Origin of the sequence: Sulfurimonas sp. (assembly GCF_014859695.1) — a bacterium.
In the GTDB taxonomy this organism is placed as follows: domain Bacteria; phylum Campylobacterota; class Campylobacteria; order Campylobacterales; family Sulfurimonadaceae; genus Sulfurimonas.
Map to the genome: position 1 here is coordinate 1 of NZ_JACUTS010000047.1, position 15,222 is coordinate 15,222.

Genomic DNA, 15,222 nt, shown 5'->3' on the forward strand with positions numbered 1-15,222 from the left:
CAATACGATTGTTATGAGCATTTTGCAAAGCGGTAGCAGTTGCGGTCTGCTGATTCACATATATTGCATTTCCGACTAATCCAATCGCCATAACATATTCCTTAATTTTACTCCGTAAAATGAAAGAAACCCTTCATTTATTCGTCCGCAAAAGGAACTCGTCCCTTTTACTTCGCTTGCCGCTGAGGCACTGAAGCTTGACACTTTCGTGTCAGATATTTATTTGATATCTTATCTTGTATCAACTTCTATGGTTTTATACTTATTGTAAAGTACATTCGCACCGCTTTGGATGCTTACTTCTCTTCGTGGAGTATAATCGACCAAATACCTATCTTTTTGAAACATTGTGAAATCAACACAGAGTCTTGCCGCACTCTCTATTATAGATATGGGGATATTTTGTTTGTCGGTTGTGATGATTACGTGAGCTGAAGGACGCTCTTTCATATGAAGCCAAATGTCCTTTGCGCGCGCCTTTTGGAGCAGTTCCACATTGCCTTTTTCGTTTTTTCCAAGGCTCACTTTATACCCATCTACCCAAAAAGTCTCAATAGAGTCGTTTGTTTTTACTTTTTTAGCCTGAACATTTTTTGGAAAGAGAAGCTGGATTTTTGCAATATCTTTTGCCTCTTGCACCGTATGGATGAAGAGTTTCATATGTTCTATTTTTGAGTCCAAGGACTCTCTCTCTATGTGCATGTGAGAAGCTCTCTGTTTTGCTTTTTTGCTTCTACTAAAGAGCGAATCAGCCATTCTTGCAACAGAAGAAAACTCTTTATGAAGCTCAACAGTGACCTTTTTGCCATCATAATCATCAAGCTCTATAACTCTTTGATAAGGCTTGATTTTATGCATGTTTGCCAAAAGAAGATTTCCAAAATGACTAAGCTTCTGTGCCTCCTCTTTAAGCACCCCCTCGTCGTCAAGCTGCTCATAAAGTTTCTCCAGTTTTTTGAGTTTTTTGTTTAAAAGCGAGATTTTTTGCTTCTTTAGTGAAGATAGTTTCTCATCCATCTCTTTTTGATACTCATTGTACAAAAACTCTTCAACATCACCAATAGGGTACTCTTTTGCCTCAAAGGGAGCCGGCGGAACATCTAAGAGCTTCTGCCCTACTCTCACCTCTCGAAATGAAGAGAAAAGGTCAACATGCCTAAGTGCTTCAAGAACTACCTCATCTTCATCCAGGATAATTACGTTCGTATATTTTCCGGTAAATTCAAACTGCAGATAGGTAGTCTCTTCCTTGTAGGCCGAAGCGACGGAGGTTTTAAACCTTAATATCTTGTCGCCGCCGAAAATTTCTACATGTAAGATATTCGCACGATTAAACCGCTTTGAGAGAAGCACGTCAAAGGGAGCATTATAGACTTTTGAGCGGGCATAGGAGGCGCATTTAAACATTCTGGAGTTTGAGCGCTGCATCTCAAAGTAAAGTTCATCATCTCTGTCAAAAACAACTTTTATAATGGTGTCACTTACTCTATAGATAGCGGATATTTTTGTAAATTTTTGCAGATAAGCGGTAATCTGTTTTAGGTGTGATAGTTTCATAACAAGATTTTATCACACTTAAAACAACTATGCTTGTAACAGCCTCTCCATCTCATCCAGCGGCATCGGTTTAGCGTAGTAGTAGCCTTGGATGGAGTCTATTTTGTTCTCTAACAAAAAGCTGTGCTCTTGCTCAGTCTCCACGCCCTCTGCAAGTATATGTATGCCAAGCTCTTTTGCCAAAAAGATAACTGTTTTTACGATTATCTGGTTTTTTGGCTGCTCTCTTATATTCATAATAAAAGATCTATCTATTTTGAGCTTATTAATCGGAAGATTTTTGAGATAAGAGAGCGAAGAGTAACCCGTACCAAAATCATCCATCGAGATATAAAAGCCCAGCGCCCTTATCTGCTCTAGCAGACTTATAACAAGTTCGGGATTCTCTAAAACTGAGCTTTCTGTAATCTCTAACTCTATCCATGAGGCTTCGCATCCGCTCTCTCGCAACATATTTTTTAAAGTAACTATAAAATCCAAATGGGTAAGCTGACGCGCAGATATATTGATGGAGAGTCTATTTTTTAAAATTCCTCTCTCATGCCACCTCTTCGCCACCTCAAAACCGCTCTTAATTACAAAATTGCCTATCTCGACTATCAGAGAGCTTTTCTCGGCTAATGGTATAAAAACATCAGGCGCTATCATCTTCCCTTCACTCTTCCATCTCAAAAGTGCCTCAACACCTACTATTTTTCCGCTGATTACTTCATTTTGAGGCTGAAAATAGAGCTCAAGTTCGCCCTTTTGAACAGCCTGTTTCAGGTTTGTTACCATCTGCGTATATGCTACAGCCTCTTTTTTAAATTCCGCATCATAAAAGCTAAAGCTGTTTTTACCCAGTTTTTTAGCATTATACATAGCCGTATCGGACGCTTGATACATCTCTTCCATACTTTGCACATCATCAGGGTAGATACTGATTCCTGAACTTGCGGTAATGTAGACCTCCACCATGTCTATCTTAAATGGGTTGCTAAATTTAGCATGGAGTTTTTGCATTAGAGCTTCTATCTCTTTTTTGTCACTTTTGTTTAGGGCTATTGCGAATTCGTCTCCACCCATGCGTGCTAAAAAAGCTGTAGAATCAAAAACTTCTACAAGAACTTTGGAGACCTCAAAGAGCAGTTTATCCCCGAAGCGGTGACCGTATGAATCGTTTACTATTTTAAACTCATCAAGGTCGAGAAGTATCAGACAAAACGGTATCTCTTGCGAACATTTTTCTACCAACACTTCGCTAATCTTCAGCCTGTTTGGCAAGTTTGTTACCTTGTCCTGATAGGAAAGGTTATAAAATTTCTCTTTTGACTCTTCTAAAAAGCGTTCATGCTCTTTTTGGCTTGTTATATCTCTAGATATTCCAAATATGCCAAAAACCTCTCCCTCTTTGTCCAACAAGGGACCTTTCGTAACCAACAACACCCTCTCTTTACCGTCTTTAGATATAGTTTTTTCATCAAACGTTACGACTTTTTTGCTTGCTATAATTTTTTTGTCCATCTCTCTGAGCATATCTGCCGTCTTGGGCTTAAAGATGGCGTAATCATCCATTCCGATTGCCTCTTCTTGCTTCAGTTTTGCTACCTCTGCCGTGGCTTCGTTAAAAAGTATATACTTCCCATCGAGGTCTTTTGCGTAGATGGCATCCGGAGAGCTGTTTATGATAGTATTTAAAAGCATATTAGACTTAGAGAGTTCTCTTTGAGAGTTCTTTAGACTCTGTTTGGTCTCTTGATGTTTTGCAATATTTTCTAGATTTTTATCATACTGAGACTGCATGTTGCTGAAAAATTTATAGGTCAAAAAGTACAAAACAACCGTCGTTGCCAAAACAAAAAAGATGCCTTTATACATACCTACTAAAACAACCTTGTCTGCATCTTCAACAATAAGCCCAACTGCATAGTCCGATAAAATTATCCACAACAGTGCGGAAATAAAATATACCAAAGCAATATAAAAAGCACCTCTGCGGCATGTCGGATATTTCGTATACACCTTAATAAATCCTTGTTTTTATAACTATTTAGAGTCAATATTATACATGATTGTAAAATAATTGCAACAAACAGGGAAAATTATTTCAAATTTATCCTGCTATAATTGCGAAAAATAGAGATGTGAGAGATTTGTGAAACTTCCAAAAGGCTTCGGCAAAAACTACTTTACTTTGCGCGCGATTACCGCCACAGTCAACCAAATAACACTCCATGCAAACACGTCGCGTGTACAGAGTTTTCACATGCTACAATACTCAAGCGATGAGCTTGAAGCTGAGCTGGAGGAAGAGGAGCTCGCCGCCACGCTCTGTATTCTTGAACTCTCCGCAAAGCCTTGCCATTGCAACTGTTACTATTTAAAAAAAACACGTAAAACGCTTCTGCTGCACCCAAATCAAAACTACTTTTTTGACTACTTTAAAACTCTAAACAGCGCCATCTCTCCGCCATTTTTCAATGCAACAAAGAGACTGCCACGTCGTTTCACTCCTCACAGTGACGTTTGTGTGTCATTGCGAGCGAAGTTTCCCGTCATTGCGAGTGAAGCGTGGCAATCTCAAAAACATCATCATTAAAAAAATTTAAACTTACACTCAAAAAATGAAAAGAAAGATACATGAAAAAAAAGATACTTTTATCGCTACTGGCTTCAACCATATTAGTCGCTCAAAATATTGAGCTATCCCCTCTAAAAATAACCTCAACCGCCATCAAAACTGACGAGCTGAGATCTGCCGACGCGGTAGAAATTTATACGGCAGAGGATATAGAAAAAGCGCATGTTCAAAACGTTTACGAGTTTTTAAATCAGCAAACCTCGGTCGTGACGATGCCCTCTTACGGAAACCCGCTCTCCCAAAGACTTGACATGAGAGGTTACGGCATCGGCGACGGTTACCAAAATATAGTCATAACCATAAACGGCAGAAAAATCAACAACATAGATATGGTTCCGCCTCTGCTCTCTGCCATCTCCCCCGCTTCGATAGAGAGGCTGGAGATCATAAAGTCAAGCGGTATTGTCGTTGGTGGCGATGGAGCAAATGCGGGCGTAATCAACATCGTCACAAAGAAAAAAAGTACCAAAGAGGTAACCGTCTACATGGGAACGCACGGCACGGCAAGCGGTTCATTTTATCTCGGTCACAGCGGTGAAAAACTCTCCGTCTCGGCAAGCGGCGAAGCGCAAAAAAGCGATGGAATCCGCAATATAAACAGCAGCGGAGATAAAGATGAGAACTCTTTGACTACGGGAGCACTCAATCTCTCTTACGCTCCAGTTGAGGAGTTAGAGCTAAGAGCGGGTGTTTCATTTGCAAGAACTGATGTTATTTATGGAGGTTATTTATCGCTTGAGGAGTACAACAATGACCCAAAACAAGCGGGCACTACAAACTGGGGTGCAAACGAACAGGAGTTTGACACAGATGCTGTTAGTGGAGGGTTTAGTTACTATTTAAACGACAAACTATCTTTAAATGTCGATATAAATCATGAAGAGAAACAATCAAACTATATAACTTACTCATCTGTTTCTGATTATGACTACAACTCCGGTAAAGCCACACTTGATTATATAAGTGATGAAATCTCAATATCAGCTGGATATGATAGATTTGACGGCGATAGAGTTCAATCAAACAATAAGTTCAAAAAGCAAAACAATGCATGGTTTGTTATGAGTGAATTTAATTTTAATAAGGCAATTGTTAAAGCCGGCTATAGATATGAAATAGTTAAGTATGATTTTGCGAACGAAGGGCTAAGAACAACTAAAAAGCTTCATGGCGGAGAACTTGGATATAACTACATGCTCAATAAAGAGCAATCTGTTTTTGCTAACTATACACATTCATATCAAGCACCTGATATTGATAGATTTTTCGGTTTTGATTTATCTACATATGAGACGTATTTTAGCGGAGCCATAAATCCAATGGAGGCAAACACATATACTATCGGTTATAACTATATCAAAAAAAATAATAAATTTAAAACCTCTATTTATTATATTGATTTGAAAAATGAAATCTACTATCTTTCTGATTATTCAGGAGCAAGGACTGCAATAAACACAAACATAGACAAATCATATAAATACGGTTTGGATATTTACGACAAATGGTTAGTAACGGATGAGTTCAATATTGCGCTTAACTATAACTATGTCAGAGCAATTATTGACGAGGAAGGGGACTATTCTGGCAATGATCTGCCGGGTGTTTCAGACCATAACATCAAAGCTACACTTAGCTACTTTCCAAACAAAAACACAACTTTGGCGATTACACAAGTGTACCGCTCAGAGGCTTATGCAGCGAATGATTTTGAAAATAATTTTGCCCAGAATCAGGAGGCTTACAAAAGTACGGATATATCCCTGACCTACACAAAAGATAGTTTGGAACTTTTCGCTAAAATAAACAATCTTTTTAACCAAAAGAACGGTTTATGGATAGAAGATGACGCTATCTACCCTCTAAACTTCACAACCACTGCCATTGCAGGGTTTAAACTAAAAATCTAAGGAGACTCTCTTGAGCGTAAAAACCATTTTTCTACTGCTGTTTTTTACGCTCATGCTCAGTGCCAAAGAGAGGATTATCTCTCTTAGCCCCTCTATTGCGGAGATAGTTTATGCTTTGCAAAAAGGGGATGATTTGGTTGGAACGAGTGCGTTTTCACTCTATCCCAAAGAGGCGCAAAATCTGCCTGTTATCGGCGGCTACTCAAATCCGAACTTGGAGAAAATCATAGCATTCTCCCCAACTTTGGTTATCGGTCAAGATTTCAATCATGAAACTTTAGAGAAACTCAAAAGATTTAAGATAGAAACTTTAATGCTCAAACTTCAAACTATTAGCGATATAAAAAGCTCCATTATAGAACTAGCAGAGAGACTACATGTAAGCTCCAAAGAGGTTATAAAAAGCATTGAGTATGCTATAAAAAATGCCCCTAAGAGCAAAAAACCGCACAGCGTTATGATAGTTTACGGTCTGCATGAAGATTTACGAAGCGGTATCTATATAGCGGGTAAAAACATCTTTTTTGACGACATAATTACGCTCTGCGGCAACACTAACGCATACAGTGCTAACCAAACTAACCAACCCGTTTTAAGTTATGAAAATGTTATAGCTCTAAACCCCGACCGGATTATTATACTCCACTCAGACGCCTCAAACAGCTCGGTTGACAAAGAAAAAGCCTTGAGCGCATGGCACTCACTTCCTACTAACGCAAGTAAAAACAGACGCATAACGGTAGTAGATGAGAGTTATATTCACATACCTTCGCATAGAGTTGCACTTACCATAGAGCGCCTCTGCCATGAGATGAGCAGATGATCAAGCTAAAATCCCTCTCATGCAGTTACGGCAGCGACACAATCTTGGAAGATATCAGCATGGAGATAGAGTCTCATCTTAGCATACTCGGCGCGAACGGTTCGGGCAAAAGTACGCTTGTACGCGCTATTTGCGCTCTTATCTCTTATTATGGAGAGGTGCACATAGATGGCGTGGACGCAAAAGAGCTCTCACTATTGGAGATGGCAAAAACTATCTCTTACATCCCTGCAAAACTTGAGATTTACGACTCCTTTATAACCCTGGAGGATTTTGTTCTTCTTGGAAGATTTGCCTATAAAAAAAGCTTTTTTGAGTATTCACATGAGGATAGAGCCATAGCTGCGCAAAAGATAAAGCTTCTAGGACTTGAACATCTAAAAGAGCATACTCTTGCCTCTTTGAGTTCAGGGGAACAGCAGCTCTCCCTCATCGCCGCGGCACTTACGCAGGAGAGCAAAATCATCATCTTTGACGAGCCGACCGCAAACCTTGACCCGCACAACTCAAAAATAATCGCACAATATATAAAAAAGCTAAAGGAGACGCATCAAGTCATACTTATCACGCATGACTTGCATCTGGCATGTTATATTGACAGCCCCATCGCTTTTATAAAAGAGAAAAAAGCGCATCTCTACGGAAGAGATTTTTTCGACGACGAGGTTTTAAAAGAGCTTTGGGGAGTTGAGTTTTTCTCGCTGGCGGTGAAGTATGGGTAGGTTTATACTGTGGTTTTTACTAATCTCTGTTTTTATACTCTCGCCGTTTGTCGGCGCAGTAGAGCTTGAGATAGGCAAGATTTTTGACTTCTCCACTCTTGCTTCAAATATCTTTTTTGAGCTTAGAGTGCCACGGGTTTTGTTTGCTTTTTTTGCGGGAACCATCCTTTCTCTTAGCGGTCTGCTGTTTCAAACGCTCTTTCGCAACGCACTTATGACACCCTACACGTTGGGCATTTCAAGCGGCGCAGTTTTGGGTGCGGGAGTTGCCATAAAACTTGGGCTTGGAAGCCTCTTTTTTGGTCTTACCGCCATTCATCTATTTGGTTTTTTCGGCGCGCTCTTTAGTGTCTTTTTGCTTCTTTATCTCTCGAAATTTCTAAAAAATGCACACCATGAGTCGCTTCTGCTGCTTGGAATCGCACTTTCGCTCTTTTACACCTCCGCTCTTATGATTGTCTTCTATCTTGGAAGTGCCATCCAAAACGATATGCTTATCCGCTTTACTATGGGCTCACTCTCCGTCATCGGATGGCAAAATCCCATTATAGTGGGCTTTATAGCCGCTGTTTTGGTTGGCGTTGTTTACATGTACCGCTTTGAACTTCAGCTTTTAGGCATTTCGAACGAGAGTGCAAAACTAAAAGGTTTGGATACCAAAAAAACGACGAGAGTGCTTCTTGTCGTCTCCTCTTTTGCTATCGGCACGCTTGTGAGCATTAGCGGACCCATAGGCTTTGTGGGGCTTATAACCCCTCATATCGTCGCAAAAATCCACCCATCGACCGTAAATAGACGCATCATAAAAACCGCTCTCTTTGGGGGACTTTTTTTGGTTTTTTGTGACACAATTACAAGAGCACTCTCCACGCAGAGCGAACTGCCCATCGGGATAATAACCGCACTTATCGGCGGACCGTTTTTTATATATCTTATAATGAGGAAAAAATAGTGAATCTTTTATCAAAAACTGCTCCGCTGGAGGAGTCCATCGCAAAGATGCAAAAAGTTTTGGAGGATGTTGGCTGCAAGGTTGTTTTTTCACAAGAGAAACATCCGCTGCAAAATTGCTACTCTGTAAATCTTAGCTCAGTTGAAGCGCCCTCTCACATCTACTCAAACGGCAAAGGAGTTCTCTCAGACGCTTCAATGGCAAGCGCTTTGGGCGAATATATCGAGAGGCTTCAAACAAACAACTTTTTTAGTGATTTCTATCTCCCATGCCGTAAACTTTACCCGGATGAAGCGGTTTTTGAGTTTGGCGGAGATTTTTTAGATGATGAGCTTCTAAATATTTACGACCCTCATAGCGAACTCGGCGATGAGGATTTGGTGGATTACAACAGCGACTTCATGGATAAAATTCTCACTCTGCCTTTTAAAAGATTTTCCGACAACCAAAGCATCTATTTTCCCATAAATATTCTAAGCAATCTCTATGTCAGCAACGGTTTGGCGGCGGGCAATACGCCGAAGGAGGCGCAAGTTCAAGCGCTAAGCGAGATATATGAGCGCTACGCAAAACTCCAAATCATCAAAAATGGTTATGCGCTGCCGAAATTTCCCACCGAACTTCTCACCACATTTGAAAAAGTCTACAACGATGTCATGGCACTTAGAGAGCGGGGCTATATCGTAGAGGTTCTTGATGCCTCGCTTGGAGGAAAATTTCCGGTAACTGCTATCTCGCTAATAAACCCACAAAACTCCACACTCTTTGTCTCTTTTGGCGCACATCCCATCTTGGAAGTCTCTCTGGAGAGAACCATGACGGAGCTTATGCAGGGGCGTGATTTGGAGAGTCTTGAGAGTTTTGAGACTCCTACTTTTGACATGAGCATAGTCGCAGACAGCTTCAACCTAGAGTCTCACTTTGTGGATTCAAACGGAAAACTCGGATTTGGGTTTTTAAGCACGAAAAAGAGCTTTGGGTTTGCGCCATGGAGATACAACGCAAGCACCACTCAGGACGAGTTTGAATTTTTAACAAAAATCGCCAAAGAGATGAACAAAGAGATCTACATAAGAGAGTATGACTACCTCGGATTTTACTCATGTCAGGTTCTCATTCCGAGTATCTCCGAGGTTTATCCCATGGAGGATTTGGTCTATAACAACAAAAACAGCGGCAAGCTAATCCGCGATATGGTTTTAAACTTTAGCGAATATGACCCTGAAGAAATTTTGGACGAGGTAGCATCGCTTGACAACTCTTTAAGCATGGAGAAGTACATCGGCGTTATATTTCAAAACAACTTTACGATGGCAGAGCTTAAAGCGCATCTATATCTTCTGCTTGACGACAGAGAGGCGGCTTTGGAGCTTTTAGAGTTTGGAGAAAACGCACTTGGACATGTAGTCGCAGAACTTATCCATATGCATGAAGCAGAGCTTTCTTTTGAAGAGCATAGAGAGGGGCTTTATGCTATTTTCACACAAGAAACAGTAGAAAAAGCCATGAGAATCCTTAAAAAAGAGGAGTTCTTAATAGATATAACACTCCATAACGATTACACTAACATGTTAGCGATGTACGATAGACTTGAAGCAAAGAAAAAAGGAGTGATTGCATGAGTTACGAAGAGTGGTTTGAGCAACATGGAGAAAAACATAAAAAGATAGTAGAAAAACTTCTGGCGCGCGGCTTAAGCGAAGATGAGATTATAGACTATTTTGATTTTGAAAATATGGTAAAAGAGGAGAACGACTTCTGCCCACTTTACAAAGAGCCTCGCAAATGCCATGACATAGAAAAACTCAACTGCTACCTCTGCGGATGTCCGCACTTTAGGTTTAACGACGAGGGCGTTGCAGAGTATAACGGAGCAAAAATTCTCAGCAAGTGCGACATCAACAACGGCTCAAAGCTTGCAGCGCTCGGAGCCATCCATCAAGACTGCTCAAAGTGCACCGTGCCACACCATAGAGCCTATGTAAAAAAGAACTTCGATTTGGATTGGAATAAAATCATGAAAAAGTGTAAAGCATAAAATATTCTTAAATAAAAACGCTACTTAAAAAACCGTGATAAGCTTAAAAGTTAAATCGGATAAAATTTGTCTGATTTAAAAAAGCTATCTTCTTTTAGAGACAAAAGAAGATGTGTTGCCATAGTGGCCAAAAACTCTAGAGGGTAATGCTCTCTTACCAAAAAGGATACACAATGAAAACATTGATTTTACTAATCGGATTAACTTTAGGTGCTCTTCAAGCTGACAATATCGTAACTTACGACACAAACAACGCTGGAAATACTGAAGGCATCAAAACCAATCACCCGACTCAAGATCTCTACTAAGATCTGGATTTACACCTCATTCACTCCGCTGAATGAGGTATTTTTTCTTTAATCCACTTTATATAAACATCAACCTCTTCTTTATAAACTCAATAGCATAAAACATTATTTTAGATAAAATAAAAAAAATCATAAAAAGCCATTAAATGAACTCACTTAGTATCTTCGGCACAAGCTCAGATGCGGGAAAATCAACACTCAGCTTTGCTATAAACCTACCTTCTGCACCATCGCGGTATCAGGGTAGCTCCCTTTAAAGCACAAAATGTCTCCAACAATTCTCATGTAACGGATGATGGCGGCGAGATAGCAATTCCTCAGCACTTTGCAGCGCAAGCTATCGGACTCAGTACTACAACAGACATGAACCCTGTTTTGCTAAAGTCCGGCTCAAAAAACAGTGCGCATCTTATCATCAACGGTAAAAGCGTGGGCGAAAAAGATGTACATGCATATTACCGTGACATAAAAACACTTCAACCCATCGTAAAAGAGGCTTTTTTAAGACTTAAAGAAGAGTATGATTGCATCGTTGCCGAGGGAGCGGGGAGTCCAGTTGAGCTTAACCTCATGGACAAAGACCTCTCAAATATTTACGTAGCAAGTGAGTTTAACACAAAGATTATCCTGATTGCGGACATAGAGCGCGGTGGAGTTTTTGCCTCCATCTACGGTGTTTATAAACTATTGCCAAAAAAATTGCGCGACAATGTCATAGGCGTTATAGTCAATAAATTTCGAGGCGACATTACTCTTTTTGATGAGGGCAGAATCATTATAGAGAAGAAGTTCGGCATAAAAGCTTTGGGTGTTGTGCCTTATAAACCATTTAACCTCGGCTTTGAAGACAGCCAATCTATAATGAACTATGTGCAAGATACAAGCAGAGCAAAGATAAAAGTAGGCGTTATAAAACTCCAGCACATCAGCAACTTTACAGACTTTGAGCCGCTTGTTGCAGACAAAGAAGTTGCTCTCTCTTTTATCTCAAACACTGCAGAGGCATCTGCATGTGACTTGATTGTTCTTCCGGGGAGCAAAAGAGTAGTTGATGATTTGGCGTGGCTAAGAGAACGCGGATTTGAGAAGATTTTGACTTCAAAAAAACATAAGATTGTTGCCATCTGCGGCGGTTACGAGATGATGTTTGAGCGTATTTTAGACCCGGAGTGCGTGGAGTCTGAACTTCAAGAGGTCAAAGGCTTTGGACGAATAAAAAGCGATGTACTGTTTAGTAAAGAGAAGATCGTCAAAAAAGGGTGCTACTATCTTTTTGGAGATATGATAGAGGGCTATGAGATACATAACGGTGTCGCTAAAAAAAGAGTTGTAAAGAAGAAAAATCTCTACGCTACTTTTGTGCACGGCATCTTTGAGAGCGATGAGTTTAGATATAAACTATTCTCAAAGATTGACGAAAACTATGCAGGTTACAACTTCAAAGAGTACAAAGCAAAGGCAATAGAAGAGTTTGCCGAACATGTAGAGCAGCATGTGGATGTGGATTTTATAATAGACTTCTTGCATAACCTAGATCCTGAATCAAGTTCAGGATGACGGAAGTTCAGGATGACGGAAGTTCCTAAACATCGTCATTCCAAACTTGCGCCACAAGGGCATTTCCTTTGGTCATTTGGAATCTAATTTTTGGGTTATGCAAGAAGTCTAATAAATGCACTAAGCCTCTAGCCTTGCTTGCAGGTTTTTATGCAGAACTTGCAATAAAAGATAAAAATTGTCTTAATTAAAAAGAGTACTTAAAAAACAGTGAGAAGCTTAAAAGTTAAATAGGATAAAATTTGTCTGATTTAAAAATACTAGAGGGTAAGGCTCTCTTAACAAAGGACAGACAATGAAAACATTGATTTTACTAATCGGATTAACACTAGGTGCTCTTCAAGCTGACAACATCGTAACTTACGATACAAACAACGGTGGCAATACTGATAGCATCAAGACTAATCACCCTACTCAAGATCTTTACTAAGATTTGAGTTTACGCCTCATCCCACGCAGCGGATGAGGTTTTTCTTCTCTTTTACTTTTTAAACTTTTCAGCAACATCTTTTACGGCTGAACTAAGAGAATGCCAAGCAGCCTCTACATCATCTTTAAAATGTTCCCACTTCTCTTCACCTGCTTCATCAAGCTTTTTCAATTTTGCTTTTGTAGCATCAAACTTATCTTCAAGCTCTTCGATTCGCTTATTATATTTTATACTCATATCGGCTGCATAAATCTTGCTTCTTGCTTTGAACTCTAAGAGTTTAGCGTAAACCAACTCCAACTCTGCCTCTATTTTTTGCTTGTAAGCATTTTTCTTACTCATGATAAACCTTCTATTTTAAATAATTTATAACCATATGCAAAATCCATTCTATTCCAATTATTCTTAATATATCCATAGCCTCAACTCCCCTTGGTCTAACTTTAAATTTAGGATAAAATCACAAGATGAAAACAAAAAAAGCACTCTTTATCGGCGGCATTAAAAGCGGAAAATCGCTCAATGCGGAGATATACACACTTAAGCACTCTTTGCAAAAGCCCATATATCTGGCTACTACAGAGTTTATAGACGATGAGATGCAAAAACGCATAGAGGCTCACAAACTCCAAAGAGATGCTCAGTTTGAAACGCTTGAAGAGCCTCTGAAACTCTATGAACCAATCTCCAAACAAAAAAGTGCTGTTTTGGTTGAGTGCCTCAGCATGTGGATAAACAATATGCTCTATCACGGTTTTGGATTTGCGGAGATGAAAAAAGAGCTAGAAGCTGTTTTGGCGCTTGATAAAACGGTGGTTTTTGTTCTAAACGATGTCGGATGCGGGATTATCCCGGACAACGCTTTGGCACGTGAGTTTATAGATATCAGCGGGAAACTATCCCAGCTTATCGCATCTTCTTGCGACGAGGTTTACCATACCATAGCCGGCATCTCAACGAGAATAAAATGAGAGATATTTTTAAAGGTTTTGCCCTTGCCGTCTCCATGCTAACCACTCTTCCTTTTTTCAAGGTTCACAATTTTTACAAAGGGATAAACGGTTACGCCGTTATGTTTTACCCACTTGTCGGGTTTGTGCTTGGCGCTCTTTTATGGGGAGTCTATCTGCTTTTGGCTCCATACACCTCCTCTTTACATGCAGGCGTTATCATCTTTGCTCTTTGGATTTTGCTTACGGGCGCACTTCACCTTGACGGTTTTAGCGACACCGTGGACGGACTTTATGTTTGCAAAGAAAAAGCGTTAGAGGTTATGAAAGACGCTCATGTTGGCGGCATGGGGATGATAGTAAGCGGCACTTTTCTCATCTTAAAAGCCTCCTCTTTGGCGCATTTTGAGCTCTTCTATCTTCTGCCGCTTATTCTCATGCTCTCAAGGCTCAACGCTGTTTTGGCAATCTACTTCTATCCGTACATCACACAAGAGGGAATGGGGACTCTGGCAAAAGAGGAGTTTACGAAAACACAGCTGTTCGTAACGCTTTTCTACTCATTTTTGATAGTTCTGCTCTATAACAAACTGCTTCTTTTTGTTAGCGCTTTGTTAGTTTTGTTTGTTATAAAAAGCTTTTTTATTAAAAGATACGGCGGATTTAGTGGGGATGTTTACGGCTTCACTATTGAAGTGACGGAGCTGACTCTTTTAAACATCTTGCTCTTTGGCTTTTTTATATGAGAGTAACACTTCTTCGCCACTGCGAAGTTGATGAGAGATACAAGAACTGCTACAATGGACACAACGACATATGCTTGTCACAAAAAGGTAAGCTTCAGGCAAAAGAGGTTGCAAAAGAGCTTGACGAACTGGAGTTTGATGCGGTTTTCTGCTCTGATTTGAGACGTGCGCGAGAGACGCTTAAACACTCTTTGCATGCAAAAGATGCCATCTTCTCAGAGAGACTAAGAGAGAAGTCATGGGGAAAGCACGAAGGACTTAGTTTTGATGCAATAATTGCTCAAGGCGAGATGGAGTACAAAGATTTTTTACAGTGGATAGAAGCACTTGACGGCGAGCCGCACGAAGAGTACGAAAAAAGAGTAAAAGAGTTTTTTTTCGAGTTTTTGCCATCGCTTGAAAAAGAGAATATCTTGGTAGTGACCCATGCCGGAGTTATCAGAGTTTTGCTCTGCCTTGTAAACAACATAACGCTAGAGGAGGCTTTTGGCATAAAAGTTGAGAATGGTTCGTTAACCATACTTGAAGTATGCTAAAATAAACCAAGATTTAAGAACTGACCTTACGCACTTTTGTAAAAAAGTTCGTAAATACCTCTAATTTTCTCGA

16 protein-coding genes are annotated in these 15,222 nt (G+C 40.0%); 13 read left to right on the plus strand and 3 right to left on the minus strand.

Features of this window, described 5'->3' with window-relative positions; genetic code table 11:
- Nucleotides 1-231: 231 nt before the first annotated feature.
- Together IBX42_RS08455 and IBX42_RS08460 are read right to left on the minus strand one after the other, a co-directional pair.
- A complete protein-coding gene (locus IBX42_RS08455) occupies nucleotides 232-1,557 on the minus strand; it encodes an NFACT family protein (RefSeq protein ID WP_294931664.1) in 1,326 nt (441 codons plus the stop codon).
- 27 nt (nucleotides 1,558-1,584) lie between these two features.
- The gene (locus IBX42_RS08460; RefSeq protein ID WP_294931667.1) at nucleotides 1,585-3,558 is read right to left on the minus strand and encodes an EAL domain-containing protein; all 1,974 of its coding nucleotides are present in this window, start codon (nucleotides 3,556-3,558) and stop codon (nucleotides 1,585-1,587) included.
- Nucleotides 3,559-3,691: 133 nt separating this feature from the next.
- Between IBX42_RS08460 and IBX42_RS08465 the strand changes: the two genes are divergently transcribed.
- The 10 genes from IBX42_RS08465 (at nucleotide 3,692) to IBX42_RS08510 (ending at nucleotide 12,917) form a co-directional block, all read left to right on the plus strand.
- Nucleotides 3,692-4,135, plus strand: a complete 444-nt coding sequence (locus IBX42_RS08465; protein ID WP_294931670.1) for a hypothetical protein — start codon at nucleotides 3,692-3,694, stop codon at nucleotides 4,133-4,135.
- A gap of 41 nt (nucleotides 4,136-4,176) precedes the next feature.
- Nucleotides 4,177-6,087 carry a TonB-dependent receptor gene (locus IBX42_RS08470; protein ID WP_294931673.1) on the plus strand — a complete coding sequence of 637 codons (1,911 nt, stop codon included), beginning with the start codon at nucleotides 4,177-4,179 and terminating at the stop codon, nucleotides 6,085-6,087.
- 10 nt (nucleotides 6,088-6,097) lie between these two features.
- Nucleotides 6,098-6,910 (plus strand): helical backbone metal receptor, encoded by an 813-nt coding sequence (locus IBX42_RS08475; RefSeq protein WP_294931676.1) that lies wholly within the window; start codon nucleotides 6,098-6,100, stop codon nucleotides 6,908-6,910.
- Nucleotides 6,907-7,632, plus strand: a complete 726-nt coding sequence (locus IBX42_RS08480; RefSeq protein WP_294931679.1) for an ABC transporter ATP-binding protein — start codon at nucleotides 6,907-6,909, stop codon at nucleotides 7,630-7,632. Before IBX42_RS08475 ends, IBX42_RS08480 begins: the two co-directional genes overlap by 4 nt.
- Nucleotides 7,625-8,584, plus strand: a complete 960-nt coding sequence (locus IBX42_RS08485) for an iron ABC transporter permease (protein ID WP_294931682.1) — start codon at nucleotides 7,625-7,627, stop codon at nucleotides 8,582-8,584. The genes IBX42_RS08480 and IBX42_RS08485 overlap by 8 nt, the downstream gene beginning before the upstream one ends.
- Nucleotides 8,584-10,206 (plus strand): YcaO-like family protein, encoded by a 1,623-nt coding sequence (locus IBX42_RS08490; RefSeq protein WP_294931685.1) that lies wholly within the window; start codon nucleotides 8,584-8,586, stop codon nucleotides 10,204-10,206. The genes IBX42_RS08485 and IBX42_RS08490 overlap by 1 nt, the downstream gene beginning before the upstream one ends.
- Entirely contained in the window at nucleotides 10,203-10,622 is a 420-nt protein-coding gene (locus IBX42_RS08495; protein WP_294931688.1) for a hypothetical protein, read from the plus strand. The genes IBX42_RS08490 and IBX42_RS08495 overlap by 4 nt, the downstream gene beginning before the upstream one ends.
- Nucleotides 10,623-10,795: 173 nt before the next feature.
- Nucleotides 10,796-10,930, plus strand: coding sequence for a hypothetical protein (locus IBX42_RS08500; protein WP_294931691.1), 135 nt, complete (start codon nucleotides 10,796-10,798; stop codon nucleotides 10,928-10,930).
- Nucleotides 10,931-11,167: 237 nt separating this feature from the next.
- Nucleotides 11,168-12,487, plus strand: coding sequence for a cobyric acid synthase (locus IBX42_RS08505; protein WP_294931710.1), 1,320 nt, complete (start codon nucleotides 11,168-11,170; stop codon nucleotides 12,485-12,487).
- A gap of 304 nt (nucleotides 12,488-12,791) precedes the next feature.
- The gene (locus IBX42_RS08510; RefSeq protein WP_281276870.1) at nucleotides 12,792-12,917 is read left to right on the plus strand and encodes a hypothetical protein; all 126 of its coding nucleotides are present in this window, start codon (nucleotides 12,792-12,794) and stop codon (nucleotides 12,915-12,917) included.
- A gap of 51 nt (nucleotides 12,918-12,968) precedes the next feature.
- Here the strand turns inward: IBX42_RS08510 and IBX42_RS08515 are convergent, their stop codons facing one another.
- Nucleotides 12,969-13,259: a hypothetical protein gene (locus IBX42_RS08515; protein ID WP_294931698.1), complete on the minus strand. Its 291-nt coding sequence runs from the start codon at nucleotides 13,257-13,259 to the stop codon at nucleotides 12,969-12,971.
- Nucleotides 13,260-13,384: 125 nt separating this feature from the next.
- Here IBX42_RS08515 and IBX42_RS08520 point away from each other — a divergent pair, with 125 nt between their 5' ends.
- The 3 genes from IBX42_RS08520 to IBX42_RS08530 are packed head-to-tail and all read left to right on the plus strand — an operon-like array spanning nucleotide 13,385 to nucleotide 15,149.
- Nucleotides 13,385-13,888 (plus strand): bifunctional adenosylcobinamide kinase/adenosylcobinamide-phosphate guanylyltransferase, encoded by a 504-nt coding sequence (locus tag IBX42_RS08520; protein ID WP_294931701.1) that lies wholly within the window; start codon nucleotides 13,385-13,387, stop codon nucleotides 13,886-13,888.
- Nucleotides 13,885-14,613, plus strand: a complete 729-nt coding sequence (locus IBX42_RS08525; protein WP_294931704.1) for an adenosylcobinamide-GDP ribazoletransferase — start codon at nucleotides 13,885-13,887, stop codon at nucleotides 14,611-14,613. The genes IBX42_RS08520 and IBX42_RS08525 overlap by 4 nt, the downstream gene beginning before the upstream one ends.
- Entirely contained in the window at nucleotides 14,610-15,149 is a 540-nt protein-coding gene (locus IBX42_RS08530) for a histidine phosphatase family protein (RefSeq protein ID WP_294931707.1), read from the plus strand. Before IBX42_RS08525 ends, IBX42_RS08530 begins: the two co-directional genes overlap by 4 nt.
- Nucleotides 15,150-15,222 lie beyond the last annotated feature (73 nt).